General features: G+C 70.8%; 20 protein-coding genes. 13 read left to right on the forward strand and 7 right to left on the reverse strand.

The annotated features are described in order from the left end of the window. The 4 genes from AB0L91_RS25130 to AB0L91_RS25145 all read left to right on the forward strand — a co-directional run bounded on the left by AB0L91_RS25130 (window position 1) and on the right by AB0L91_RS25145 (window position 8,286). Complete coding sequence (locus AB0L91_RS25130) at window positions 1-591, forward strand: TetR/AcrR family transcriptional regulator (RefSeq protein WP_365013955.1); 591 nt, start codon at window positions 1-3, stop codon at window positions 589-591. Window positions 592-632: 41 nt separating this feature from the next. Then, window positions 633-1,271 carry a LysE family translocator gene (locus tag AB0L91_RS25135; protein WP_357348665.1) on the forward strand — a complete coding sequence of 213 codons (639 nt, stop codon included), beginning with the start codon at window positions 633-635 and terminating at the stop codon, window positions 1,269-1,271. Window positions 1,272-1,548: 277 nt separating this feature from the next. Continuing rightward, window positions 1,549-7,014 (forward strand): carboxyl transferase domain-containing protein, encoded by a 5,466-nt coding sequence (locus AB0L91_RS25140; protein WP_365013957.1) that lies wholly within the window; start codon window positions 1,549-1,551, stop codon window positions 7,012-7,014. A gap of 117 nt (window positions 7,015-7,131) precedes the next feature. Continuing rightward, the gene (locus AB0L91_RS25145) at window positions 7,132-8,286 is read left to right on the forward strand and encodes an LLM class flavin-dependent oxidoreductase (RefSeq protein WP_365013960.1); all 1,155 of its coding nucleotides are present in this window, start codon (window positions 7,132-7,134) and stop codon (window positions 8,284-8,286) included. A gap of 21 nt (window positions 8,287-8,307) precedes the next feature. Here AB0L91_RS25145 and AB0L91_RS25150 read toward each other — a convergent pair whose 3' ends face one another. Then, window positions 8,308-9,000: a TetR/AcrR family transcriptional regulator gene (locus AB0L91_RS25150; protein ID WP_365013962.1), complete on the reverse strand. Its 693-nt coding sequence runs from the start codon at window positions 8,998-9,000 to the stop codon at window positions 8,308-8,310. A gap of 91 nt (window positions 9,001-9,091) precedes the next feature. Here AB0L91_RS25150 and AB0L91_RS25155 point away from each other — a divergent pair, with 91 nt between their 5' ends. Continuing rightward, window positions 9,092-9,709 carry a maleylpyruvate isomerase family mycothiol-dependent enzyme gene (locus AB0L91_RS25155; RefSeq protein WP_365013964.1) on the forward strand — a complete coding sequence of 206 codons (618 nt, stop codon included), beginning with the start codon at window positions 9,092-9,094 and terminating at the stop codon, window positions 9,707-9,709. Between the two features lie 243 nt (window positions 9,710-9,952). Continuing rightward, window positions 9,953-10,582: a hypothetical protein gene (locus AB0L91_RS25160; protein WP_365013967.1), complete on the forward strand. Its 630-nt coding sequence runs from the start codon at window positions 9,953-9,955 to the stop codon at window positions 10,580-10,582. A gap of 17 nt (window positions 10,583-10,599) precedes the next feature. Here AB0L91_RS25160 and AB0L91_RS25165 read toward each other — a convergent pair whose 3' ends face one another. After that, on the reverse strand, window positions 10,600-11,529 hold the full coding sequence (locus tag AB0L91_RS25165) for a DMT family transporter (RefSeq protein ID WP_365013969.1): 930 nt from the start codon (window positions 11,527-11,529) through the stop codon (window positions 10,600-10,602). A 128-nt stretch (window positions 11,530-11,657) separates the two neighbouring features. On the opposite strand from AB0L91_RS25165, the gene AB0L91_RS25170 reads away from it, so the two are divergent. The 5 genes from AB0L91_RS25170 to AB0L91_RS25190 all read left to right on the forward strand — a co-directional run bounded on the left by AB0L91_RS25170 (window position 11,658) and on the right by AB0L91_RS25190 (window position 17,390). Beyond that, window positions 11,658-12,587 (forward strand): LysR family transcriptional regulator, encoded by a 930-nt coding sequence (locus AB0L91_RS25170; RefSeq protein ID WP_365015276.1) that lies wholly within the window; start codon window positions 11,658-11,660, stop codon window positions 12,585-12,587. Between the two features lie 31 nt (window positions 12,588-12,618). Further along, complete coding sequence (locus AB0L91_RS25175; protein ID WP_365013972.1) at window positions 12,619-13,332, forward strand: GntR family transcriptional regulator; 714 nt, start codon at window positions 12,619-12,621, stop codon at window positions 13,330-13,332. Between the two features lie 136 nt (window positions 13,333-13,468). After that, a complete protein-coding gene (locus AB0L91_RS25180; RefSeq protein ID WP_365013974.1) occupies window positions 13,469-14,968 on the forward strand; it encodes an aldehyde dehydrogenase in 1,500 nt (499 codons plus the stop codon). A gap of 299 nt (window positions 14,969-15,267) precedes the next feature. Further along, window positions 15,268-16,407, forward strand: a complete 1,140-nt coding sequence (locus tag AB0L91_RS25185; protein ID WP_365013977.1) for a beta-propeller fold lactonase family protein — start codon at window positions 15,268-15,270, stop codon at window positions 16,405-16,407. An 89-nt stretch (window positions 16,408-16,496) separates the two neighbouring features. Then, on the forward strand, window positions 16,497-17,390 hold the full coding sequence (locus AB0L91_RS25190; RefSeq protein WP_357348683.1) for a CoA ester lyase: 894 nt from the start codon (window positions 16,497-16,499) through the stop codon (window positions 17,388-17,390). 58 nt (window positions 17,391-17,448) lie between these two features. Here AB0L91_RS25190 and AB0L91_RS25195 read toward each other — a convergent pair whose 3' ends face one another. The 5 genes from AB0L91_RS25195 to AB0L91_RS25215 are packed head-to-tail and all read right to left on the reverse strand — an operon-like array spanning window position 17,449 to window position 21,590. Next, a complete protein-coding gene (locus AB0L91_RS25195; protein ID WP_357348685.1) occupies window positions 17,449-17,901 on the reverse strand; it encodes a MaoC family dehydratase in 453 nt (150 codons plus the stop codon). Beyond that, window positions 17,898-18,776: a MaoC family dehydratase N-terminal domain-containing protein gene (locus AB0L91_RS25200; RefSeq protein WP_365013980.1), complete on the reverse strand. Its 879-nt coding sequence runs from the start codon at window positions 18,774-18,776 to the stop codon at window positions 17,898-17,900. The genes AB0L91_RS25195 and AB0L91_RS25200 overlap by 4 nt, the downstream gene beginning before the upstream one ends. After that, a complete protein-coding gene (fabG, locus tag AB0L91_RS25205) occupies window positions 18,773-19,519 on the reverse strand; it encodes a 3-oxoacyl-ACP reductase FabG (RefSeq protein WP_357348688.1) in 747 nt (248 codons plus the stop codon). The genes AB0L91_RS25200 and fabG overlap by 4 nt, the downstream gene beginning before the upstream one ends. Continuing rightward, window positions 19,516-20,430 carry a CoA ester lyase gene (locus AB0L91_RS25210; protein ID WP_365013983.1) on the reverse strand — a complete coding sequence of 305 codons (915 nt, stop codon included), beginning with the start codon at window positions 20,428-20,430 and terminating at the stop codon, window positions 19,516-19,518. Before AB0L91_RS25210 ends, fabG begins: the two co-directional genes overlap by 4 nt. Then, window positions 20,427-21,590, reverse strand: a complete 1,164-nt coding sequence (locus AB0L91_RS25215; protein WP_365013986.1) for an acyl-CoA dehydrogenase family protein — start codon at window positions 21,588-21,590, stop codon at window positions 20,427-20,429. The genes AB0L91_RS25210 and AB0L91_RS25215 overlap by 4 nt, the downstream gene beginning before the upstream one ends. A gap of 124 nt (window positions 21,591-21,714) precedes the next feature. Here AB0L91_RS25215 and AB0L91_RS25220 point away from each other — a divergent pair, with 124 nt between their 5' ends. Continuing rightward, on the forward strand, window positions 21,715-22,176 hold the full coding sequence (locus tag AB0L91_RS25220) for a MaoC family dehydratase (protein WP_357348694.1): 462 nt from the start codon (window positions 21,715-21,717) through the stop codon (window positions 22,174-22,176). 35 nt (window positions 22,177-22,211) lie between these two features. Further along, on the forward strand, window positions 22,212-24,164 hold the full coding sequence (locus tag AB0L91_RS25225; RefSeq protein WP_365013989.1) for an AMP-binding protein: 1,953 nt from the start codon (window positions 22,212-22,214) through the stop codon (window positions 24,162-24,164). The last annotated feature ends 1 nt before the right edge of the window (window position 24,165 follow it).

Genomic DNA, 24,165 nt, shown 5'->3' on the forward strand with positions numbered 1-24,165 from the left:
ATGGGCACCGCGGGAACGAAAGGCGTGCCGCGCGCCGAGCGCGAACAGCAGATCCTCGACATCGCCGGCGAGCAGATCAGCCGGGTCGGCTACGCCGGGCTGTCCCCGGGCGCCGTGGCGACCGCGGCCGGGGTCTCCAAACCCATGGTGTTCCACTACTTTCGCAGCAAAGAGGGGCTCTACGCCGCGTGTGTCGAACGGGCGGCCGACACGGTGTGCGGTGCCATCGAACCGGTCTTCGACGGCACCCCGGGGATCGAGATGGCCGAGCACACACTCGAAGTCGTCATCGCCGTGCTGGCGCGCCGACCACACGACTGGAACGTGCTGCTCGACCGGTCGTACCCACCGGACGGTGTCGCGGCCGAGGCCTCGCACCGGGCCGAACGCCGCCTCGCCGAGCAGGCGTATCGCGGCGCCGCCGCCCTGCTCGCCGAACGCGGCATCACCGACCCCGCCGACCTGTCCGCGCTCACCGATGTCTGGATGGGTGTGGTGACGGCGCTGGTGAACTGGTGGCTGCGGCACCCGGACGAAAGCGCCGAGGCGATGATCGCCCGCTGCACCCGGCTGCTCGGCGCGTTGTTCTGAAAACCTTGCCGGACAGGCTGTTCGGTCCGTACGGTCGGTGGATGGTTCCGCTTCCGAATCTGCTCGCGTTCCTCGCGGCGGCGTTCGTCATCGTCGTCGTGCCGGGGCCGGGCGTGCTGTTCGCGGTCGGCCGGGCGCTGACCTCGGGGCGGCGGGCCGCGCTGCTGTCGGTGTTCGGGCACGCCATGGGCGTGCAGACGACGCTGGTGCTGGTCGCGGCCGGTCTCGGCACCGTGCTCGCCGTCTCGGCGCTGGTGCTGACGGCGGTGAAGATCATCGGGGCGCTGTATCTGCTGCACCTGGGCGTGCAGGCCATCCGGCACCGCCGGGAGTTGTCGGCGGCGCTGGCGGCGGGCGCGGCGCCGGTGGCCGCGACGAAACTGTTCCGGCAGGGCTACGTCGTCGGTGTCACCAATCCGAAGGCCATCGTCTTCTTCGCCGCGGTGCTGCCGCAGTTCGTCGATCCGGCGGCCGGGTCGATGGTCGGGCAGCTGGTGGTGCTCGGGACGATCATGGCCGTGCTGGCGCTGGTGCTCGACAGCAGCTGGGCGCTGCTCGCAGGCACCGCGCGCAGCTGGTTCGCGCGCTCGCCGCGCCGGCTGGAGGCGGTGGGCGCCACCGGGGGCGCGATGATCATCGGACTGGGCGCTTCCGTCGCGCTCACCGGCGCCGTCAAGTGACGTCGGGACGCGCCGGGTAGCGCACTACTCTCGGCCGGTCGCGCGATCCGGAGGACACTGGAAGTACCGCCTGCGGCCGGTGCCGTCCGCGCGCGCCGAGGCACGCCGGGAACCCCGCACTGACCGGGGCGGGATGTGACCGACTCCAACAATACGTGCGGGTAACCCTTGGACGCTGTTCACATATACGGAGTAGAGGTGCACACTGCCCTGGAACCGGAGTTCGAATTCGTACCCGTCCGGGCCACACAACTCGGTATTGGAAAGGAGTCGGCGAGTGTTCAGCCGCATCGCCATCGTCAACAGGGGAGAGGCCGCCATGCGGCTCATCCATGCCGTCCGTGATCTGGCGGCGGCGAGCGGGCTACCGATCGAAACGGTCGCCCTGTACACCGACGTCGACCGCAACGCCACCTTCGTCCGGGCCGCCGACGTGGCCTACGACCTCGGTCCGGCCTCGGCCCGCCCGTACCTGGATCTGAAGGTACTCGAGCAGGCCTTGGTGGCCACCAAGGCCGACGCGGCCTGGGTCGGCTGGGGCTTCGTCGCCGAGGATCCGGCCTTCGCCGAGCTGTGCGAGCACATCGGCGTCACCTTCATCGGCCCCAGCGCCGACGCCATGCGCAAGCTGGGCGACAAGATCGGCGCCAAGCTGCTCGCCGAGGAGGTCGGGGTCCCGGTCGCGCCGTGGAGCCGCGGCGCGGTCGACACCGTCGAGGACGCCATCGAGGCCGCCGCCGAGATCGGCTACCCGCTGATGCTCAAGGCCACCGCCGGTGGTGGTGGGCGCGGTATCCGCGTCATCACCAACGAGGCCGAGCTGGTCGACGCCTACGAGCGCACCAAGCAGGAAGCCGCGCGCGCCTTCGGCAGCGGCGTGGTCTTCCTGGAGCGGCTGGTCACCGGCGCCCGCCACGTCGAGGTCCAGGTGATCGCCGATGGCCAGGGCACGGCGTGGGCGCTCGGCGTCCGCGACTGCTCGGTGCAGCGGCGCAACCAGAAGGTCATCGAGGAGTCCGCCTCGCCCGTGCTCAGCGCGGAGCAGACCAGCGAGCTGAAGGCCTCCGCCGAGCGCCTCGCCGTCGCGGTCGGCTACTGCGGCGCGGCGACCGTCGAGTTCCTGTACCACCCGGGCGAGGAGCTGTTCGCCTTCCTCGAGGTCAACACCCGCCTGCAGGTCGAGCACCCGATCACCGAGTGCACCACCGGTGTCGATCTCGTGCACGCGCAGCTGTCGGTGGCCTCCGGCACCAAGCTCGAGGGCACCCCGCCGGTCGAGCGCGGCCACGCCATCGAGGCCCGGCTCAACGCCGAGGACCCCGACCGCGACTTCGCGCCAGCCCCCGGCCGCATCGTGCGCCTCGACCTGCCCGCCGGCCCCGGCATCCGCGTGGACACCGGCGTCAGCGAGGGCGACACCATCCCCGCCGACTTCGACTCGATGATCGCCAAGATCATCGCCTACGGCCGCGACCGCAACGAGGCCCTGGGCCGGCTGCGCCGGGCCATGGCGCAGACCCGCGTGGTCATCGAGGGCGGCGCGACGAACAAGAGCTTCGTCCTCGACCTGCTCGAGCAGCCCGAGGTGATCGACGCCAGCGCCGACACCGGCTGGATCGACCGGGTCCGCGGCGAGGGCCGCCTGGTGACCCACCAGCACTCCGCTATCGCGCTGGCCGCTGCCGCGATCGACGCCTACGAGGACGAGGAGCGCGCCGAGCGGCACCGCCTGCTGTCCACCGCCTCCGGCGGCCGCCCGCAGGTCCAGCACGAGAGCGGCCGCCCGCTCGACCTGAAGCTGCGTGGCGCGAGCTACCGGGTCCGCGTCGCCCGCATCGGCGCGCACCGGTTCCGCGTCGGCATCGAGGCCGGGACCGAACTGACCACCGCCGACGTCGATCTCGAGCGCTTCGATCAGCACACCGGGCAGATCGTCGTCAACGGCACCCGCTACCGCCTGATCACCGGCACCCACGGACCGACCCACCTGGTCGACGTCGACGGCGTGACCCACCGGATCAGCCGGGACGAAGGCGGCGTCGTCCGTTCGCCCGCACCCGCCCTGGTCGTCGGCACCCCGCTCGAGGTCGGCGCCGAGGTCGAGGCAGGTGCCGCGGTGCTGGTGCTGGAGAGCATGAAGATGGAGACGGTGCTGCGCGCGCCGTTCCGCGCCCGGCTCAAGGAACTCGCCGTCTCGGTCGGTACCCAGGTCGAGACCGGCGCGCCGCTGCTGCGCCTGGAGCCCCTCGCCGACGACGACGAGGCCGGCGAGGCCGAAGTGGTCGGGACGGTCGAACTCGACCTGCCCACCGAGCCCGCGCCGCGGCAGCCGCACGAGCGGCTGGCCCGCGGTCTGCAGGACCTGCGCAGCCTGCTGCTCGGCTTCGATGTCGACCCGCACGACGACCGCCGCGTCCTCGACGAGTACCTCGCGGCTCGCCGCGATTCCGTCGCAGGCGATCACCGCCCGCTGGCCGAGGAACTCGAGCTCGTCCAGGTCTTCGCCGATCTCGCCGAACTGAGCCACAACCGCGCGGCCGACGACGAGCAGAGCGTCGGCCACCTGCACAGCGCGCGCGAGTACTTCCACACCTACCTGCAGAGCCTCGACGTCGAGCGGGCCGGTCTGCCCGAGGCGTACCAGGCCAAGCTGGCGCAGGCGCTGAGCCACTACGGCGTCACCGAGCTGGACCGGTCGGCCGATCTCGAGGCCGCGGTCTTCCGGATCTTCCTGGCCCAGCAGCGCCCGACCGACACCGTCGAGGTCATCACCACGCTGCTGCGCGAGTGGCTGCGCGAGCCGATGCCCGACCAGGTGCTGCGCGAGCCCGTCGGCCTTGCGCTGGAGCGCTTGGTCGCGGCCACCCAGGTGCGCTTCCCGGTGATCGCCGACCTGACCCGTGGTCTGGTCTACGGCTGGTACGGCCAGCCGCTGCTGCGCCGCAACCGCGCCCGCGTCTACACCAATGTCCGCAAGCACCTGACCTACCTGGACGCGAACCCGGACGCGGCCGATCGCGCCACCCGCATCGCCGACATGGTGCGCAGCACCGAGCCGCTGGTGCGGCTGCTCGGCCAGCGGCTCGAGCGCGACAAGCCCGAGCACACCGTCCTGCTCGAGGTGCTGACCCGCCGCTACTACGGCAACAAGGGCCTGACCGGTGTGCGCGCCGAGCAGGTCGGCGGCACCTCCTTCGTCGTCGCCGAGCGCGACGGCGCGAGCCTGGTCTCGGCCGCGGTGAGCTTCGGCGAGCTGGGCACCGCGGTGCGCGGCCTCGGCGAGCTGGCGGGCGGCGCGTCCTCGATCGACGCCGACATCTACCTGAGCTGGGAAGCCCAGCCCGAGGACTCCGACGCCATGGCCGCGGCCCTGCAGGAGGTCCTCGGCGGCTACCAGCTGCCGCAGCAGGTGCACCGGATCACCGCGACGGTGGCGGGCAGCAACGGCGCGGTCATGCACCACCACTTCACCTTCCGTCCGTCGGCCACCGGCATGGCGGAGGAGCGGCTGATCCGCGGTCTGCACCCCTACATCGCGCAGCGGATGCAGATGGAGCGGCTGCGCAAGTTCGACCTGACCCGCCTGCCGTCCTCGGACGACGAAGAGGTCTACCTGTTCCGGTGCGTCGCCAAGGGCAACCCGTCCGACGACCGCCTGATCGCCTTCGCCCAGGTCCGCGACCTGGCCGCGCTGCGCGAGCACGACGGCAGGCTGCTGGCCCTGCCCACGGCCGAGAGCACCATCGCGACCTGTGTCGACTCGATCCGCCGGGCGCAGTCGCGGCGGCCGTCGGCCAAGCGGCTCAACACCAACCGCATCGTGATGTACATCTGGCCGCCGATGGATGTCACCAGCGAGGAACTGGCCACGATCGGCGGACACGTGCTGCCGACCGCCGTCGGTGCCGGGCTGGAGGAGATCCTGCTCATCGCCCGGCAGCGGGACCCGAACACCGGTGAGCTGACCAAGGTCGGCGTCCGGATCACGATCGGCGCGACCGGCGGCTCCGAGGTGACCGTCGGCGAGCTGACCGACGAGCCGGTCGAGCCGCTCGACGAGTACCGCCAGAAGGTGCTGCGCGCCGCGGGCCGCAACACCGTCTACCCGTACGAGCTGACCGGCGTGCTGGGCGATTTCGCCGAGTACGACCTCGACGCCGACCACGTGCTGGTCCCCGTCGACCGGCCGAAGGGCCGCAACAAGGCGGCGATCGTCGCCGGTGTGGTCAGCACCCCGACCATCCAGCATCCCGAGGGCGTCACCCGCGTCCTGCTGCTCGGCGACCCGACCAAGTCGCTGGGCGCGCTCTCCGAGCCCGAGTGCCGCCGCGTGATCGCCGCGCTCGATCTCGCCGAACGCCTGCAGGTGCCGCTGGAGTGGTACGCGCTGTCCTCCGGCGCCCGGATCTCGATGGAGTCCGGCACCGAGAACATGGACTGGGTCGCCGCCGCGCTCAAGCGGATCGTCGAGTTCACCCAGGACGGCGGCGAGATCAACATCGTGGTCGCCGGCATCAACGTCGGCGCGCAGCCGTACTGGAACGCCGAAGCCACCATGCTCATGCACACCAAGGGCGTGCTGGTGATGACCCCGGACTCGGCGATGGTGCTGACCGGCAAGCAGTCGCTGGACTTCTCCGGCGGCGTCTCGGCCGAGGACAACTTCGGCATCGGTGGCTACGACCGCGTGATGGGCCCCAACGGCCAGGCGCAGTACTGGGCGCCGAACCTGACCGCCGCCCGCGACGTACTGATGGCCCACTACGACCACACCTACGTCGCGCCCGGCGAGCAGTCGCCGCGCCGCTCGCAGACCGTCGACCCCAGCGACCGCGACATCTCGAGCTTCCCGCACGTGCTCGCGGACAGCTCCTTCGCCACCGTCGGCGAGATCTTCTCCGCGGCCGCCAACCCGGACCGCAAGAAGCCCTTCGACATCCGGACCGTGATGCGCGCGCTGGCCGACCAGGATCACCCGGTGCTGGAACGCTGGGCGGGCATGGCCGACGCCGAGACCGCGGTGGTGCAGGACGCGCACCTCGGCGGTATCCCGGTGTGCCTGCTGGGTATCGAGTCGCGCAATGTGCCGCGGCGTGGTTTCCCGTCGACCGACGGCCCCGACACCTACACCGCGGGCACCCTGTTCCCGCGGTCGTCGAAGAAGGCCGCCCGGGCCATCAACGCGGCCAGCGGCAACCGGCCGCTGGTGGTGCTGGCGAACCTGTCGGGCTTCGACGGCTCGCCGGAGTCGATGCGCAAGCTGCAGCTCGAGTACGGTGCCGAGATCGGTCGCGCCATCGTCAACTTCGAGGGCCCGATCGTGTTCACCGTGATCTCGCGGTACCACGGCGGCGCGTTCGTGGTGTTCTCCAAGGCGCTGAACCCGAACATGACCGTGCTCGCGCTGGAGGGCTCGTTCGCCTCCGTCCTCGGTGGCGCCCCCGCCGCCGCGGTGGTCTTCGCGGGCGAGGTCAACTCCCGGACGGCGGCCGACCCGCGCGTGCGCGACCTGGAGACCCAGGCCGCCAACGCGTTCGGCACCGACCGGGCGACCCTGACCGCGGAACTCGACGAGGTCCGCTCGTCGGTGCGCGCGGAGAAGCTGGGCGAGGTGGCCGCGGAGTTCGACGGCGTGCACAACATCCAGCGCGCCGTCGAGGTCGGTTCGGTCGACGCCATCGTCAGCGTTCCCGACCTGCGCCCGCGCATCATCGCCGCGATCGAGGCGGGCCTGCCGAAGTAGGAAAACCCGCACGACGAACCGAGCCGCCCACCCCGGTCCGACCGGGGTGGGCGGCTCGCGCGTGGGACACTGCACGGGTACACAATCCTTCTCGTCACCTCCGGAAGCGGGTGCGCGATGCGGAAACAACAGCGGGTGCGGGCCGGGGTCGTCGATCCGGGGCTGCACAGCCGGTTCGTCCCGGATTTCACCCATCGCAATGCCGAGTTCCTCGCTGCCGTGGCGGGCGCGGACTCGCTGTGGTCCGTCGACCACCTGATCGGGCTGTTCCCGGCGTCGGTGTGGTCGGCGCGGCACGCGGGCGGCGCCCGGGTCGCGCCCGAAGCCGACGCCTATTACGAGCCGTGGACGATGCTCGGGTACGCGGCCGCGCGAAACCGCCTGCGACGGTTGCGCCTCGGCATCGGGGTGACCGACACCGGCCGTCGGCATCCGGCGGTGACCGCGCAGGCCGCGGCGACCCTGCACCTGCTCACCCGTGGGCGGGCGATCCTCGGCATCGGCCCTGGAGAGCGGGAGAACAACGAGCCCTACGGGGTCGACTGGCGGCGTCCGGTGGCCCGGTTCGAGGAGGCGGTCGCCACGATCCGGGCACTGTGGGACTCCGGTGGCGAGCCGATCACCCGCGATTCCGAGTTCTTTCCGTTGCGCGACGCGATCTTCGCACTGCCGCCGTATCGCGGCACCCGGCCGGAACTGTGGATGGGCGCCCATGGACCGCGGATGCTGCGAGCGGCGGGCCGGTACGCCGATGCCTGGATGCCCGCCTTCCCCAGCAGTCCCGCCGACTATCGCGCCAAGCTCGACACCATCCGCGCCGCGGCCTCGGACGCGGGCCGCGACCCGTCGGCGGTCCGGGCGGCGGGGTGGTTCTTCGTCATCGCGGGCAGGTCGGCGGCGACCGTCGAAGAGATCCTCGACTCGCCCGTGGTCCGTGCCTACGCGCTCATCGGGTCGGCGCAGGCCTGGGCGCGCCACGGTGCCGAACATCCGCTTGGCCCCACCTTCGCCGGCGCGCAGGACATCCTGCCGCAGACCATCGACGAAGCCACGGCCATCGAGTACGGCCGCCGCGCTCCCGCGTCGTTGATCCGGGAGATCTTCGTGGCCGGGACCCCGGACGAGATCCTCGAGCAACTCGCAGTCCGCCGCGATCATGGCCTGACCTATGCCGTGATGGTCGACCTCGGCGCCTGCCACCCGCACCTGGGCAAGGGGCTGCTGACGGCGTCGTCGTTCGCGAAGGTGGTCCGCGGTGTCCGGCGACTGTGAACGGCGGGCTGAGCGGGCCGGTCAGCTCCGGCGTCTGGACGGACGGGCCGATCGAGCGCCGCGTGCCGGGGGAGGGGGAACGTTCCTGTAGCGACTCAGGAAGGTCTCGACGCCGTCGGTGACGAGCCGGTCGGCGAGGTCCGGTGGCAGGGCGGTGCCGATCGAGCCGGTGATCAGGTGCGGGTAGATCGTCAGGCCGAAGAACTGGACGACCGCCACCTCGAGGTCGGGAACGACGAGGTGGCCGCGGGCGCACAGGTCGGTGAGGAGTTCACCCATGGCGACGGCGGACTGGGCGGGGCCCTGCGCGTGGTAGGCGTGGCCGAGATCGGGGAAGCGGCGCAGTTCGGCGGTGACGAGGTTGCGCAGCGCGAGTCTGGTCGGGTCCGTCGCCGCGGTGACCAGGGCGCGCGCCGCCCGGAGCAGGGCGTCGCGGACGTCGTCGGTGTCGGCGAGCTCGCTGCGGACCTGCGCCATCGTCGCGTGCGCTGCCCCCATGGCCTCGCCGATGACCTCGGTGAACAGGTCCTCTTTGCTGCTGAAGTGGTTGTACACGGTCACTTTCGACACGCCCGCCGCGGCGGCGATCCGGTCCATGCCCACGTCGAATCCCTCGGCGATGAACACCGCGCGGGCGGCGGTCACGATGGCGTGCCGACTGCGCTCGGCGCGGGCCCCCGAAGGTGGCGCCGGTCTGGTTCTCGCTGTGCCCACGCTCCGCATGGTAGCGCAACTGAACTCTTGAGTTCAGCTGTAACTTTCCTGTACTGTTCAGTTCAGTTACCGGCAGGGAGTGGAGGCTGACGTGAGCGAGATCTGGACGGTGGTGCACGCCGAGCGCGCCGCGCTGATCGCGGACCTGGCGGACCTGCCCGCGGAGCGGTGGTCGACGCCGTCACTGTGTCCCGGCTGGGACGTGCACGACGTCGTGGCGCATCTGACCGACGACGCGAAGACCACCCGGCTCGGCTTCGTCGTCCACTTCGCCGCTGCCCGTTTCGATTTCGACCGTTTCAACCAGGCGGGTGTCGCGCGGGAGCGCGCCGAGGATCCCGCGCTGACCTTGGCCGCGTTCCGGGCGGCGAGCGGGCGGACCACGGGTGCCCCGGCGCCGAAGGCGACCCGGTTGATCGAAGCGTTCGTGCACGGCGAGGACATCCGGCGCCCCCTCGGCCTGCATCGCGACTATCCCGTCGCGCCCGTGGTGACGGCGGTCCGTCATCAGCTCGATACGTCGGTGAAGGTCGGCGGTGGAAAGGAGCGCGCGCGGGACCTGCGCCTGACGGCGACCGACGCGGATCTCGATGTCGGGGACGGCCCGCAAGTGCGCGGCTCCGCGGTGGCCCTCCTGCTCGCTCTCTCCGGAAGAGCCCTCGCGGCAGGGGAATTGGATGGCCCGGGCGCCGCGACGCTGACCGCGTAGGCGCACCTCGGGTGGGCGCCGCGTCGCTGGGGCGGTCGCCGATACTGCGGAGCCGCTACCCGGGCGTCAGTGAGGCGCGTGCCGCCCGCATCGGGTCCGAGCGGCACGGGCTGGAGCGGGAGGCTATGGTTACGAGACTGATAGTTTCGTAACTGGAGGCCCCATGTTCGACACCTGGCCGCCCGAGTGCTCGTCTCGCACCCGGCGCATCCGTGAACTCCCCGCGGTGACGGAGGCGAGCGAATGACCGCTCTGGCCGACCCACCCGTGCGCACCGGACGGCTCTACACCGCATGGCGGACGGTGCATACGCCGGTTCCGGGAGTTCCGCGATGGGCCACGATCGCCGCCTTCGCTGTTCCGTTGACGGCGCTACCGTCCAGTCTCTGGCGGATCGGCGTGGCCTTCCTCGACGACGACACCGCGGGCAAGCGCGGGGATCTCCCGTCCTGGCTCCCCGGCGAGCTGTATGTGATCGCCTTGTCGATCGTGTCGGAACTGGTGGCGTTCACCGCCGTGGGACTGGTCGCGGCCTGGGGTGAATGGTTCCCGCGCTGGATTCCGCGGTTGCGCGGGCGGCGCATCCCCACTCCGGTCGCCGTGGTCCCGGCCGCGCTCGGCGCGGCGACGCTGACGATCATGTGGACCGCCGCCTTCGTCACGGAGTTCGCCGGCGTCACCCTGCGTGGCGACCCGACCCCGGCGGACTTCCCCTCCCGCGCCGGTGGTTGGGAGTCGGCCGTCTACTACCTCTGCTACGCCCCGCTCCTGCTGTGGGGCCCACTGCTGGCCGCCGTCACCTTCGCGTACTACCGGCGTCGCCGGGTCGGGATCGTCGCGGGGTTCTCGGCCGCGGATCGCGTGTCCCCGTGACGATCACCGCCTCGCCACTAGGCGAGCTGCACCAGCGCGCACCCGGCGATCAGCGCCACGAGACCGGCCAGGCGCCCGCTGGTCACCGGCTTGCTCGGCAACTGGAACCAGCCGCGATGATCGATGGCCGCCGACACCAGCTGCTGCCCGGTGACCGTCAGCGCGATGGTGGTGGCGGCGCCGATCTCCGGGATGACCGTGAACGTGACGGTGACATAGGCCGCCGCCGCGACCCCGCCCAGCCACCCCCACCACGGCACCGTCCGCAGCGGGGCGAGCCGAGGACGCGGCGTGCGGCCGGTGATCACGAGGACGATCAGCGCCACCGCGATGGTCGCCGTCGCCACCACGAACGACCACAGCCCGGTGACGAACGGATCGTCGAGCGCGCGGCGCAACGCGGCATTGGTCGCGCCCTGCACCGGAAGGACCGCTCCGGCAACGAGTCCCAGCGCGATCCAGCCGATTCGCGCCGCCGCGGAGGTCTGCCCCTGGCCATCCGTGAGCTGGCTACGGATCACCACCACGATTCCCGCCAGCACGACCACGGCGCCCAGCAGCATGCCCGGCCCCAGCGGTCGCCGCTCGACGCCGAGCAGCCCGCCGACATCGAGCGCGATGGACGCGAACATCTGCCCGGTGACGAACAGACCGACCGAGGCGAGCGCGCCGAGTCGCGGGAACAGCAGGATGGCGCTGGTGATGTAGACGGGCGAGGCGATGCCGCCCACCAGTTTCCACCACTCGACGTCACCGAGCCCGGCGAGCGCGCCCCAGCCGCCCGCCACCGCGGCCACGACCGCGAGCAGCACGGCCGAGACCGCCAATTGCACGGTGGCGGCACCGTACGGGGTGCCCACCGCCTTGCCCAGTTGCAGGTTCACCGAAGCCTGCAGGGCGAGCAGGCCGCCGACGGCGAGCGCGGCGGCCAGAAATACGAGCGTCAATGGTCTCTCCCAAAAGCGTGACGAATTCGGCACATTCACCATGTCGGTGGATGACGTCGCTGATCAACGCCAGTTTTCGGAACGAGCCATGACCGTCGGATCATGATCATGGAGGCATACCCGTGGAAATGCGGGACATCGAGATCTTCCTGACCCTCGCCGAGGAATTGCACTTCGGCCGGACCGCGCACCGGCTGCGCATCACCCAGTCCCGGGTCAGTCACGCCATCAGGAAACAGGAACGCCGTATCGGCGCCCCGCTGTTCACCCGGACCAGTCGTTCCGTCGCACTCACCCCCATCGGCGTGCAATTGCGCGACGAGCTGCGGCGCGGCAGTCAGCTGATCGAATCGGCGGTCGCGCGGGCCAGGGCCGCGGCGCAGGGCATGAGCGACGTGCTGACCGTGGGAATCATGGGCGCGCTCGGCCACGTCGTCGCCCCGGTGCTGCGCTCGTTCACCGACGCCTACCCCGGCGTCGAGCTGGTCCTGCGTGAGGCGCACTTCGCCGACCCGTTCGGCCCGCTGCGCGCCGGGACGGTCGATATCCAGCTGCTGTGGCTGCCGGTCGAGGAGCCCGACATCACCGTCGGCCCCACCGTGCTCGTCGAACCGGTCCGGCTGGCGGTGCGGGAAGGCAGCGAATCAGCCACGCGGACGACGATGTCGGTGGAGGATCTCGGTGATCACACCCTGTGCGACATCGGAACCGACGCGCCGGGCTACTGGGCCGACGAGCTGATCCCGCCCCGTACACCGGCCGGTCGCCCGATCCCGCGTGGTCCCCGCGTGCACACCTTCCAGGAGATGCTGGCGGCCATCGCCGCAGGCCGGGCCGTCGCGCTGGTCCAAGAACACTGCGTGCGGTACTACGCCCGCCCCGGCATCGTCTACGTCCCCCTGCCGGACGGCCCCCGCTGCCGCTGGACCTTCGTCTGGCGCACCGCCACCGAGACCGCGCTGATCCGCGCGTTCGCCGCCGTCACCGGTGATTTCGCGGCCGCCGGACCCACGTCGTCCGGCGTCACAGCGGCTGGATGTGTTGTGCATGAGGCATAATGCGTAATAACCGACCGGAAGGACCGACGCCATGGAGACCACTGTGCAGGGTCTGCCGCGCAGCGCGGGCAGGCAGCGTCATCAGCTCTCGGAGGACGTCGCGACCTATGTGCGCGAGCTGATCATCTCCGGCCGGGTCCGGCCGGGGGAGTTCCTGCGGATCGAACCGGTCGCGGAGGCCGTCGGAGTCAGCAATACGCCGGTGCGGGAGGGGCTGCTGCTGCTCAGCGGCGAGGGCTTCGTCGAGCTGGTGCCGCGCCGTGGCTTCATGGTCTCGGAATTCACCAAACAGGATGTGCACGACCTGTTCTGGGCCCAGGCGACGATGGCGGGGGAACTGGCGAGCCGCGCCGCGAAAGCGATCTCGGTGGCCGAACTCGACCGGCTCGCCGGGGTGGTGGCGGCGCACGCGCGCGCCGCCGAGGTCGAGGCCGACGAGGACCTCGTCGTCTACGGTCACGAGTTCCATCGCTCGGTGAACCTGGCCGCGAACTCCCGGCGGTTGGCGACCCTGCTCGGCACGGTCGTCAAGCAGCTGCCGAACCGCTTCTACATCAGTATCGAAGGCCACCGCGAGGACACGCTGCGCGACCACCCCGCGATCCTCGAGGCGCTGCGGCAACGCCGGGCCAAGGCGGCGGGCTCGCTGATGCGCGATCACATCATGTCCAGCGCCGACGAGCTGATCGCCATGCTGGAGAAGCAGGGCATGTGGTCGGTGGACGCCCGCAAGTCCACCGCCTGACCGGCGGGTCACCGCGGCCGCCGACGCCCGACGCTCGACCGAAACGCCCATGGATTCTGAATGCAAAATATAGTATATATAATTAAGCGTTGCGTGCGTCACAGTGGCGTGGCGACTTCAGATCCGAAGGGTTTTCATGACGAAGTCAGTGGTGGCCGGTGTGCTGCCCGAACATCCCGAGGCGTCCTACATCGATGGCGACTGGATCCCGGTGTCCACGTCCGAGGTCTTCGATGTGCTGAACTGCAGCACCGAGGAGGTCGTGACGGCGGTCGGCGCGGCGGGCGTCGACGACGTGGACGCGGCCGTGGCGGCGGCCCGCAGGGCCTTCGACCAGGGGCCGTGGCCGCTGCTGTCGCCCGCCGAACGCGCCGGCTACCTGCGCGCGATCGCCGCGGAACTGACCGCGCGCGGTGACGATTTCGCCCGGCTGTGGTCCATCGAGTCCGGCATCGCCTACTCCCTGGCCAAGGCCCGCCTGCCGCTGTTCCTGAATGGGGCGTTCAACGCGTACGCCGACCTGGCCGAGACGTTCGAGTTCCGGGAGGCGCACACCCCCGCGGCGGGCGGCGCGGGTCTGCTCGTGCGCGAGCCGGTGGGCGTGGTGGCGGCGATCGTGCCGTGGAACGGTCCGGCCGGGCTGATGGCCTACAAGTGTGCCCCCGCGCTGCTGGCGGGCTGCACGGTGGTGCTCAAGCCGCCGCAGGAGGCGCCGACCTCGGCCTACCTGTTCGCCGAGATCTGTGCGAAGGTCGGCCTGCCCGCGGGTGTGCTCAATGTGGTGACGGCCGATCGTGCGGTATCGGAGTCGCTGGTCCGCCATCCCGGCGTCGACAAGGTGACCTTCACCGGCTCCACCGTCGCCGGCCGGGCGATCGGCGCCATCTGCGCCGACCGGATGGCCCGGTGCACCCTCGAGCTGGGCGGCAAGTCGCCCGCCCTGATCCTGGACGACTACGACCTCGGTACCGCGGCGAAGGTGCTGGCCGGGGGCATCAGCTACCTGGCCGGGCAGGTGTGTCACAGCCTGACGCGCGTCATCGTCAGCGAGCGGCGTCACGACGAGCTCGCCGAGGCGCTCGGCGCGGCGATGAGCGCGGTGCGCGTGGGTGATCCGTTCGACGAGACCGTCACCATGGGTCCGCTCGCCTCGGCGCGTCAGCGCGAACGGGTCGAGGGCTACATCGCGGCGGGAAAGTCGTCGGGTGCCCGGCTGGTCACCGGTGGCGGCCGCCCGGCGCATCTGGACCGCGGCTTCTTCGTCGAGCCGACGGTCTTCGCGAACGTCGACAACCGGTCGGTGATCGCGACGGAGGAGATCTTCGGTCCGGTCCTGGCCGTCATCGCGGCGAAGGACGAGGACGACGCGATCGCCCTGGCCAACGACAACCCCTACGGCCTCAACGCCGCGGTGTTCACCGACGACGCCGACCGGGCCTACCGGGTGGCGCGCAAACTGCGCACCGGCACAGTGGGGCACAACGGCCCGCGCACCGACTTCTCCATCGCCTTCGGCGGCTTCAAACTGTCCGGCGTCGGTCGTGAGGGTGGCACGGAGGGGCTGCTGCCGTTCCTGGAGACCAAGACCCTGGTGCTCGAGCAGCCGCCGACCGATGCCTCGGGCTTCGGCAACTGACACTGCCCGCACCCGGCGTTCTCGGCACCCGATATCGGAGGGGATTGCCGCGAAAAGGCCCCGTCGACCCAGGTCGGCGGGGCCTTTCGCGTCGTCGCGGCGAAAGGGAAAATCGCTATTCCCGAATTGCGATGAATGTCCACATTGTTGGACATTCGGGCCGCGGAGTTCTGTTTACGCTCGCAAAGGGAAAGGGGCACAAGGTAATCACTCCCTTTCTTATTCATCAGCGCATGTCGCGCGCGTTCTATTCGGCCAGGGGGGCAGTGGTGCCCGTCTGGCGGCTGGAGGTTGTACAGATGTTCCGCAGCAAGCGTTTTCGTCCGCGGCGGTGGGCCGCGGGTCTGGCGGTCGTGCTCGCCCTCGGGTCGGGTGCCGGGCTGGATTCTGCTGTCGCACTGGCGGATTCGGGTGCGCGGTACCTGGTGATCACCGGCGCCGGGTCGTCGAACATCAGCGTGCTCGGTCTCGATCGCCTCGGCACCCTGTCGAAGGTGGCGGGGTCGCCGTTCGCCTCCGGCACCGGCGCGCTGTCGGTGACGATCACCCCGGACGGGCGGAAGGTCTACACGGCGAACACGGTGTCGGGGACGGTCGAGGGATTCCACCTCGGCACCGACGGCACGCTCACCCCGATCGCCGACGCCCACCTCGACCTGGGTGGCCCCGGCGTCGGCGTGCTGGCGTCGCCGGACGGGCGGACGGTGTTCGTGACCACCGGCGTGGCGACGAACGAGATCCGCGCCTACGCGATCACCGGCTCGGGCGGGCTCGTGCCCACCGGGGCCGCGCCGGTGCGGATTCCCGGGCTCAGCGGGCTGAGCATGCCCGCGATCACGCCCGACGGCCGGTTCCTGTTCACCGCGGGCTGGCTCGAGGCGACGGTGTTCAGCTACGCGGTCGGCCCGAACGGCGCGCTGACGCAGGTGGACGCCGTCCCGGCCGGGCTGATGTCGACGCTGCCCGGCATCAGCCCCGACGGCCGCTTCCTCTACACCAGCAACGAGGCCGACGGCAGCATGTCGGGCTACGCGATCGGGGCCGACGGCAGGCTGACGCCGATTCCCGGATCCCCCTTCCGCACCGGCCTGATGCCGCTGCCGCACGGTGCGATGTTCACCGCCGACAGCAAGCGCCTGTACATCGCCGAGGCGATGGCCGGTGACATCGCCGGTTTCCGGATCGCCGACAACGGCGTGCTGAGCCCGCTGCCTGGTTCGCCGTACCCGGCGCCCGCGGGGACGCTGCCGGGCCGGGTGCTGGTGGATTCGGTGTCGGAACGGGTGTTCCTGATCGACACGCTCACCCTTCAGGGCACCTCGCGGGTACACACCTACGCGATGGCGGCCGACGGATCGCTGTCGCGTACCGGGGTGCCGTCCGTCGACACGGGTCTGCTCTTCTCCGACGGTCCCGACGCGTTCGTGGCCACGCAGTGACGTTCGTGGCGAACCCTTCGCTTGAGGGAATATTACATATATTATATTCAGGAAGGATCTGAACTGCACTCGCCAAGGGAGGCACCCCGATGAAACCGTACCGCTCGATGCTCTTCGTCCCAGGTCACAAGGCCGCCTGGGCGGACAAGGGCGTCGCCTCCGGTGCCGACGCGCTCATCCTCGACCTGGAGGACTCGGTCCCCGCCGCCGAGAAGATCGAGGCGAGGGCGACGGTCGCGGCCACGATCGACCGTCTCACCGGCGTCGGTGTGCGCCCCGACCTGTGGGTCAGGGCCAATCCGGAGGTGAGCGGCCTGCTCGGCGGCGACCTCGAGGCCGTCGTGCGGCCCGGCCTGGCCGGCCTGTTCCTGGCCAAGGTCTTCACCGCCGACGAGATCGTCCGCTTGGACGCGGTGCTCGGCCACATCGAGCAGCGCGAGGGCATCGAGGTCGGCACGGTGCGGCTGATCGTCTCCTACGAGACCGCGACGTCGATGGCGCACTGCGAGGAGATCGCCGCGGCCAGCCCGCGGGTCGCCTCGCTGCTCGGCGCCACCGGCCCGAACGCCGATGTCGGCCGGGAACTCGGCTTCGAGTTCACCCCCGGTGGGCTCGAGACGCTGTACCTGCGCAGCCGGATCATCCTGGCGGCGCGTTCGAACGGGCTGCACCACCCGGTCGCGGGCGTGTGGCAGGACATCAAGGATCTCGACGGCGCGCGGCGCTTCTGCCTGGACAACCGCCAGCTGGGTTACCGCGGACTGGTGGCCATCCACCCGTCGCACGTGGCGATCGCCAACGAGGTGTTCTCCCCGTCGCCGGAGACGGTCGACTTCTACCGGCGCATGATCGAGGCATACAAGGAGGCCGAGGCCGCCGGTAGCTCCGCGGTGGACTTCGAGGGCCAGCACATCGATCTCGCCCACGCGAAGACCGCGGAGGGTGTCATCGCCTTGGCGGACGCGTTGTCGGCCAACGCGTAGGGACCGACAGCGAAACGGGGGGTGGCCGCGGCCACCCCCCGTTCTTCGTATGTGTGGGTCAGTCGACGATCAGTACAACCGTCTCGGCGACACAGGCCGGTTTGGCCTCGCCGCCGTCGAGCACGTACTTCGCGGTCACCAGCGCCCCGGCCGGGGACTCGGTGACGTCGGTGATCGTGACGGTGGCGCGCAGTTGCGACCCCGCGCGCAGCGGTGCCGGGAAGCGAACCTTGTTGACGCCGTAGTTGACCCGGGCCGCGCCGAAGGCGAAGTCCAGCAGTTCGGGCCGGAAGTGCGAGACCAGCGACAGCGTGAGGTAGCCGTGCGCGATGGTGCCGCCGTAGGGCCCGTCGGCGGCGCGCTCGGGGTCGACATGGATCCACTGCTCGTCGTCGGTCACGGCGGCGAAGGCGGCGATCCTGGTCTGGTCGACGAGAAACGGTGTGCTCGGGCCGATCGGTGCGCCGATCGCGGCGCGAACATCGTCGAGCGTGCGGAAGACGCGGGTCACGAGATCTCCTGATGGACGGTGAGGTCGACGGTGGCGTTCGGTCCGGCGGATTCGCCACCGGGACCGAACAATTCGAGCGCAACGCCGTCCGGCACGGTGGTGGCGAGCAGCCGCGCGGGCTGACCGCAGAACAGCGGCGCGCGGCCCCGGTGCCGGAGCTCGCGCACCGGTGCCCCACCCCGCAGCCGGTGGACCTCGGCCAGCGCGATGGCCTGGAGGGGGCCGTGCACGACGAGTCCCGGATAGCCCTCCACGCCGGTGGCGTAGGGCCAGTCGTAGTGGATGCGATGGGCATTCGCGGTGGCCGCGGAGAACCGGGCCAGCAGCGACGGATCGGTCCGCAGCGCCCAGGCGTCATCCGCGGTCCGGTGCAAGGGCGCCCCGGGAACGAGGTCCGCGGCCGGAACGGCGGCGGGCTCGGCGGGCGGCGGTGCCGCCTCGCGGTAGATCAGGTTCTGCGACTCTTCGATCGCGAGGGCGCCGGTGTGGTCGAACAACCGGATCTGGACGTCGACCACGACCAGCGCGCCCGAGCGGCCGTTCTTCTCGGTCACCGAGACCACCTCCGCCTCGCGCCGGACCCTGCTGCCGACGAGAAGCGGTGCGTGGAAACGGATCTCACCACCGGCGAACATCCGCCGCGGCAGGGCGACCGGCGGCAGGAACGAGCCGCGGCGCGGGTGCCCGTCGGCACCGAGGACGCCCGAGGCGGCCCAGCGTGGCAGGGCGACCCAGTGCCACAGCGGCGGGAGCGGGTCGCCTGGCTCCGGGGTGGGCAGTCCGTCGTCGAGCAGCGCGGCGAGCGCGGCGACGGGGGCCGGGTCGAGGAGCTCGGTGCTGGTCTCGAGGTGCGGTTCCCAGGCGGACTCGGTCACATGAACCGCCCGCCGGTCACCTCGAGCACGGTGCCGGTCATGTACGAGGACAGGTCCGAGGCGAGAAACAGTGCCACCGAGGCGATCTCGTCGACCTCGCCGGCGCGGCCCAGCGGGATCTCGCCCATCTTCTGGTCCCACACCTTCTGCGGCATGGCCTCGGTCATCGCCGTGCGGATCAGCCCGGGCTGGATGGCGTTGACCCGGACACCCAGGTGCGCGAGCTCCTTGGCGGCGGCCTTGGACAGGCCGACGATGCCCGCCTTGGCGGCGGAGTAGTTGGTCTGGCCGGGCAGGCCGATCTTGCCCGAGAGCGAGGACATGTTGACGATGGCGCCGCTGCCGCGTTCGCGCATCACCGCGCCCGCCAGCCGGGTGCCGTTCCAGGTGCCCTTGAGGTGCACGTTGATGACCTGGTCGAAGTCGTCCTCGGTCATCTTGCGCATGGTCGCGTCGCGGGTGATGCCCGCGTTGTTGATCATGACGTCGACGGGGGAGAAGGACTCCGCCGCGGCGTCGAGCAGCGCCTGGACGTCCGCGGCGCTGGTGACGTCGCAGCGCACGCCCCGCGCCACGGCCGCGCCGCCAAGCTTCTCGGCGGCGGCCTCGGCCGCGGCGCCGTCGATGTCACCGACGACGACGCGGGCGCCCTCGGCGATGAACCGCTCGGCGATGGCGTAGCCGATCCCCTGGGCGGCACCGGTGACGACGGCGGTCTTGTCGGCGAGCAGTGGTCCGGTCATGGCAGTTCCTTACTGTCGGTGGTGGTGTCGAGCTGCGCCAGGATGCGGCGGGCGCGGTCGACCACGGGCTTGTCGACCATGGTGCCGTCGACGACGGCGACACCCGAGGTCTCGGTGGTCGCTTCGAGAATCTTTCTCGCCCAAGCCTGTTCGTGCGCGGTGGGCCGGAACGCGGTCGTGACCGGTTCGAGCTGGCGCGGATGGATGCAGAGCTTGCCCGCGAAGCCGAGTCGGCGGCCGTAGCCGGCGTCGTCGTGGACGAGGTCGGCGTCGTCGACCACCCCGGTGACGCCGTCGATCGGACCGGGCAGCCCGGCCGCGGCGGACGCCAGGACCACCGTGTGCCGGGTGCCTGCCAGTGCGTCACGGTCGACCGGATCGACACCGATCTCGGCGGCGAGATCGAAGGTGCCGATCGCGAGCCGGTCCACCCCGGCGGTGGCCGCGACGGCCGCGGCATGCACAACGCCCGCGGCGGTTTCGATCAGGGCGATCAGCGGCGCGGGGGTGTCGACCTCGCCGAGGGTCGAGGCAGGGTGGGTGCTTCCGCGGTCGGCTCGCCCGGCGGTGAGGGTCGCGATAACCGCCGGGAGAACGCCGATCTCGGCCTTGGGCAGCATCACTGCGCAATGCAGCGGTGCCAGGGCCGCCAGGTCGTCGTCGTGCCAGCGGGTTCCGGCCGCGTTGATCCGGACGGCGCATTCGTTGCCCGCCGCGATCCAGGCGACGGCGTTGTCGCGCGCGGCGTCTTTGGCCGCGGGCGCGACGGCGTCCTCCAGATCGAGGACGACCAGACCCGGGTTCGCCGCGGTGGCCTTGGCGAAGCGTTCGGGACGATCGGCGGGGACGAACAGCAGGGTGGCGGCCGAGCGGACCCGGGTCGCCAGGTCGACGGCGGTACTCGTCCTCACGCGCGCTTCTTCGCTTCGCGCACGAGCCCGCCGCCGATGATCAGGCGCTGGATCTCACTGGTGCCCTCGTAGAGGCGCAGCAGCCGGACGTCGCGATAGATGTGCTCGACGGTGACCTCGCGCATGTAGCCGCTGCCGCCGTGGATCTGCACCGCGTTGTCGGCGACCCGGCCGACCATCTCGGTGCAGAACAGCTTGGCCACCGAGGGGGAGATCCGGCGATCCTCGCCGGAGACGTACTTGGCCGCGGCGTCGCGCACCAACGCGCGACCGGCCATGACGCCGGTCTGCATGTCGGCCAGCATGGCCTGGACCAGCTGGAAATCGCCGATCGGGGTGCCGCCCTGGGTCACGGTCGCAGCGTAGGCGACCGATTCGTCGAGCGCGCGCTGCGCGGTGCCGACGGCCAGCGCGGCGATGTGCACGCGACCGCGTGAGAGCGAGGCCATCGCCGCCTTGTAGCCGACGTCCTCCGCGCCGCCGACGAGCGCGTCGGCGGGCACCCGGACATCGGTGAAGGTGACATCGGCGGTCCAGGCACCCTCCTGGCCCATCTTCGCGTCCTTGGGGCCGACGATCACGCCGGGCGTATCCGCGGGCACCAGGAAGACCGCGATGCCGGGCCCGTCCGGACCGGGCTCGGCGGTGCGGGCGAAGGTGACGAACAGGTCCGCGAGCGGGGCATTGGTGATGAAGCGCTTCTGACCGTCGATGACCCAGTCGTCACCGTCGCGCCGCGCGCGGGTGCGCAATCCGGCCGGGTTGGACCCCGCGCCGGGCTCGGTGAGCGCGAACGACGCCAGCACCTCGCCCGCGGCGATCCGCTCGAGCCACTGCTTCTTCTGCTGGTCGGTGCCGTAGTTCACCAGCACCTGACCGGCGATGCCGTTGTTCGTGCCGAACAGCGAGCGCAGCGACAGCGAGGTGTAGCCGAACTCCATCGCCAGTTCGACGTCCTGGGTGAGGTCGACGCCGAGCCCGCCCCACTCCTGCGGGATGGCGTAGCCGAACAGGCCCAGCTCCGCCGCGGCCTGGCGGATGTCGGCCGGGATGGCGTCGGTGTCGAGGATCTCCTGCTCGCGGGGCACCACCTTGGTGCGGATGAACGTGCGGACATGGGCCAGGATCGGCGCGAAGTCCTCGGCACTGAGTTCGGACACTCTCGGCTCCTTCTCACGGAATCTAGATATAATATATGATGATATAATATACGATAACCGGCGAGAGAGAGTTACGATCACTCTGTCGGTTCTCAGTACATAATATATTTGAAGGGATGTGCACATGCCGGGCCTGTACTTCGAGGAGCTCGAACCCGGGTTGGTCATCGATCACCCGACCCGCCGCACGGTCACCGAGGCCGACAACACCTTCTTCAGCGTCATGACGCTGAACCTGGCGCCACTGCACCTCGACGCCGAGTACAGCAAGAACTCCATCTACGGGCAGCGTCTGGTGAACAGCCTGTTCATCCTCGGTCTGGTCTCGGGCATCACCGTCCCGGAGACCACGCAGGGCACCACCCTGGGCAACCTGGGCTTCGAGCAGATCAAGTTCCCCAAGCCGGTCTTCCACGGCGACACCATCCATGTGCGGACCGAGATCGAGGCGCGCCGGGAATCCAAGAGCCGCAACGATTCCGGAATCGTGACGTTCCGCCATCTGGGCATCAACCAGCGCGACGAGATCGTCTGTGACGCGCTGCGGGTGGGCCTGATGATGAAGCGCCCGGCCGAGCAGGCCTGACCCCCGCCGCGCACCATCAACGAGGAGGACACGTCATGGTGGACGTTGCGTCCGTCGCTGGGCCCGCGTGGGTTCCGGACGAGCGGATACGTGAGCGCAGCAGGCTGCTCGCGGCGATGCGCGCCTGGGAGCTGGGCGCCGACGCCGCCGCGGTGGCCGAGCTGAACCAGCGCGCGATCGAGGATCCCGAATGGTTCTGGCGGGCCGCGGTGGCCGACCTCGGGGTCGACTTCACCGCGCCGTTCGAGCGGGTGCTCGACGACACGGACGGCAAGCCGTTCCCGCGCTGGTTCCCGGGCGGGCGGATCAATATCGCCCAGCTCACAGCGCACCGGCACGCCGAGGGCGCGGCCGCGGACCGGACCGCCGTCGTCTACGAGGGCGACGAGGGCCTGCGCCGGACGCTGACGTTCGCCGAGCTCGACGCCGAGGTCCGGCGCTTCGCCGCCAACCTCACCGCGCTGGGTGTGCGGCGCGGCGACCGGGTGGTGCTGTTCATGCCGGTGGTGCCCGAAGCGGCGGTGGCGTTCCTGGCCGTCGCCATGATCGGCGCGGTCTCGGTGCCCACGTTCAGCGGCTACGCTCCCGACGCGCTGGCCACCCGCCTGCAGGATTCGGAGGCGGTGCTGCTGGTGACCGCCGACGGCACGACCCGGCGCGGCAAGCGGGTCGAGCTCAAAGCCACCGCGGACGCGGCGCTGGAGTCGGCCCCGACGGTCCGCTCGGTGGTGGTCGTCCGGCACCTGGGCACCGAGGTGCCGATGCGGTCGGGCCGCGATGTCTACTACGACGAGCTCGACGCCGATCCCGCGCCGGTGCCCACCGCCGACACCGAGGCCAACGATCCGCTGACGATCGTCTACACCTCCGGCACCACCGGCCGTCCCAAGGGCATCGTCCACTCGCACGGCGGTTTCGCCGTGAAGACCGCGGTCGACTTCGCCTACGGCTTCGATGTGCACGCCGGGGACGTGGTCTCCTGGATCACCGATCTGGGCTGGCTCGTCGGCCCCATGCTGATGACCGGACCGCTGCAGCTCGGCGCCACCATCGTGATGATCGAGGGCCTGCCGACGCACCCGACCGCGAACCGGATGTGGGAGATCGTCGAACGCAACGGCGTCACCGTCGCCGGCATCGCGCCCACCGCGGCGCGGGCACTCAAGGCGGCGGGCACCGTCGCGCCCGAGATGCCCAGCCTGCGCACCTTCGTCTCCACCGGCGAGGCGTGGGACGAGCCCACCTGGTGGTGGCTGTTCGAGGAGATCGGCGGCAAGCGGCGCCCGATCGTCAACTACAGCGGCGGCACCGAGGTCGGCGGCGGCATCCTGATCGGCTATCCGTTCCTGCCCGCCGAGGCGGCCGCGTTCACCGGCGCGCTGCCGGGCGTCGACGCGGCGGTGTTCGGTGAGGACGGCACACCGGTCGCCGGTGATATCGGAGAACTGGTGGTGCGCAACACCTTCCCCGGCATGACGCACGCGTTCTGGCAGGACCGCGACCGCTACCTCGAGACCTACTGGAACCAGTGGGACGGGGTCTGGGTGCACGGCGACCTGGCCAGCGTCGACGACGCGGGGATGTGGCGCATCCACGGCCGCTCCGACGACACCATTAAACTGTCCGGCCGCCGGGTCGGGCCCGCCGAGATCGAAGCGGCGCTGCTGCGTGACGGCCGGATCGCCGAGGTCGCCGTGATCGGTGTCCCCGACGAACTGCGCGGACAGCGCGCGGTGGCCTTCGCGGTGCTGCGGGCGGCAGGCTCGACGCCGGACGACCTGCAGGACACCGCGACCGGCAACGCGGGGCGCTCGTTCGCGCCGACCCTCGTTGTCGTGGCGAGCCTGCCCAAGACCAAGAACGGCAAGATCATGCGCCGCGCGATTCGGTCCCGGTATCTCGGGGCGCCGACCGGGGACATGTCCTCCCTCGACCCCACCACCCCACTCGAAGCGATCCCCGTGTCCGCGGGCGACGAACAGGAGTAGT

The sequence above is a fragment of the Nocardia sp. NPDC051833 genome (genome assembly GCF_040681225.1).
Taxonomy (GTDB): domain Bacteria; phylum Actinomycetota; class Actinomycetes; order Mycobacteriales; family Mycobacteriaceae; genus Nocardia.

Coding starts and splice junctions, on each gene's coding strand:
- AB0L91_RS25180 (WP_365013974.1), top strand. CDS start 13,469: ATGACGAAGTCAGTGGTGGCCGGTGTGCTGCCCGAACATCCCGAGGCG.
- AB0L91_RS25225 (WP_365013989.1), top strand. CDS start 22,212: ATGGTGGACGTTGCGTCCGTCGCTGGGCCCGCGTGGGTTCCGGACGAG.
- AB0L91_RS25175 (WP_365013972.1), top strand. CDS start 12,619: ATGGAGACCACTGTGCAGGGTCTGCCGCGCAGCGCGGGCAGGCAGCGT.
- fabG (WP_357348688.1), bottom strand. CDS start 19,519: ATGACCGGACCACTGCTCGCCGACAAGACCGCCGTCGTCACCGGTGCC.
- AB0L91_RS25135 (WP_357348665.1), top strand. CDS start 633: ATGGTTCCGCTTCCGAATCTGCTCGCGTTCCTCGCGGCGGCGTTCGTC.
- AB0L91_RS25190 (WP_357348683.1), top strand. CDS start 16,497: ATGAAACCGTACCGCTCGATGCTCTTCGTCCCAGGTCACAAGGCCGCC.
- AB0L91_RS25130 (WP_365013955.1), top strand. CDS start 1: ATGGGCACCGCGGGAACGAAAGGCGTGCCGCGCGCCGAGCGCGAACAG.
- AB0L91_RS25160 (WP_365013967.1), top strand. CDS start 9,953: ATGACCGCTCTGGCCGACCCACCCGTGCGCACCGGACGGCTCTACACC.
- AB0L91_RS25220 (WP_357348694.1), top strand. CDS start 21,715: ATGCCGGGCCTGTACTTCGAGGAGCTCGAACCCGGGTTGGTCATCGAT.
- AB0L91_RS25145 (WP_365013960.1), top strand. CDS start 7,132: ATGCGGAAACAACAGCGGGTGCGGGCCGGGGTCGTCGATCCGGGGCTG.
- AB0L91_RS25185 (WP_365013977.1), top strand. CDS start 15,268: ATGTTCCGCAGCAAGCGTTTTCGTCCGCGGCGGTGGGCCGCGGGTCTG.
- AB0L91_RS25170 (WP_365015276.1), top strand. CDS start 11,658: ATGCGGGACATCGAGATCTTCCTGACCCTCGCCGAGGAATTGCACTTC.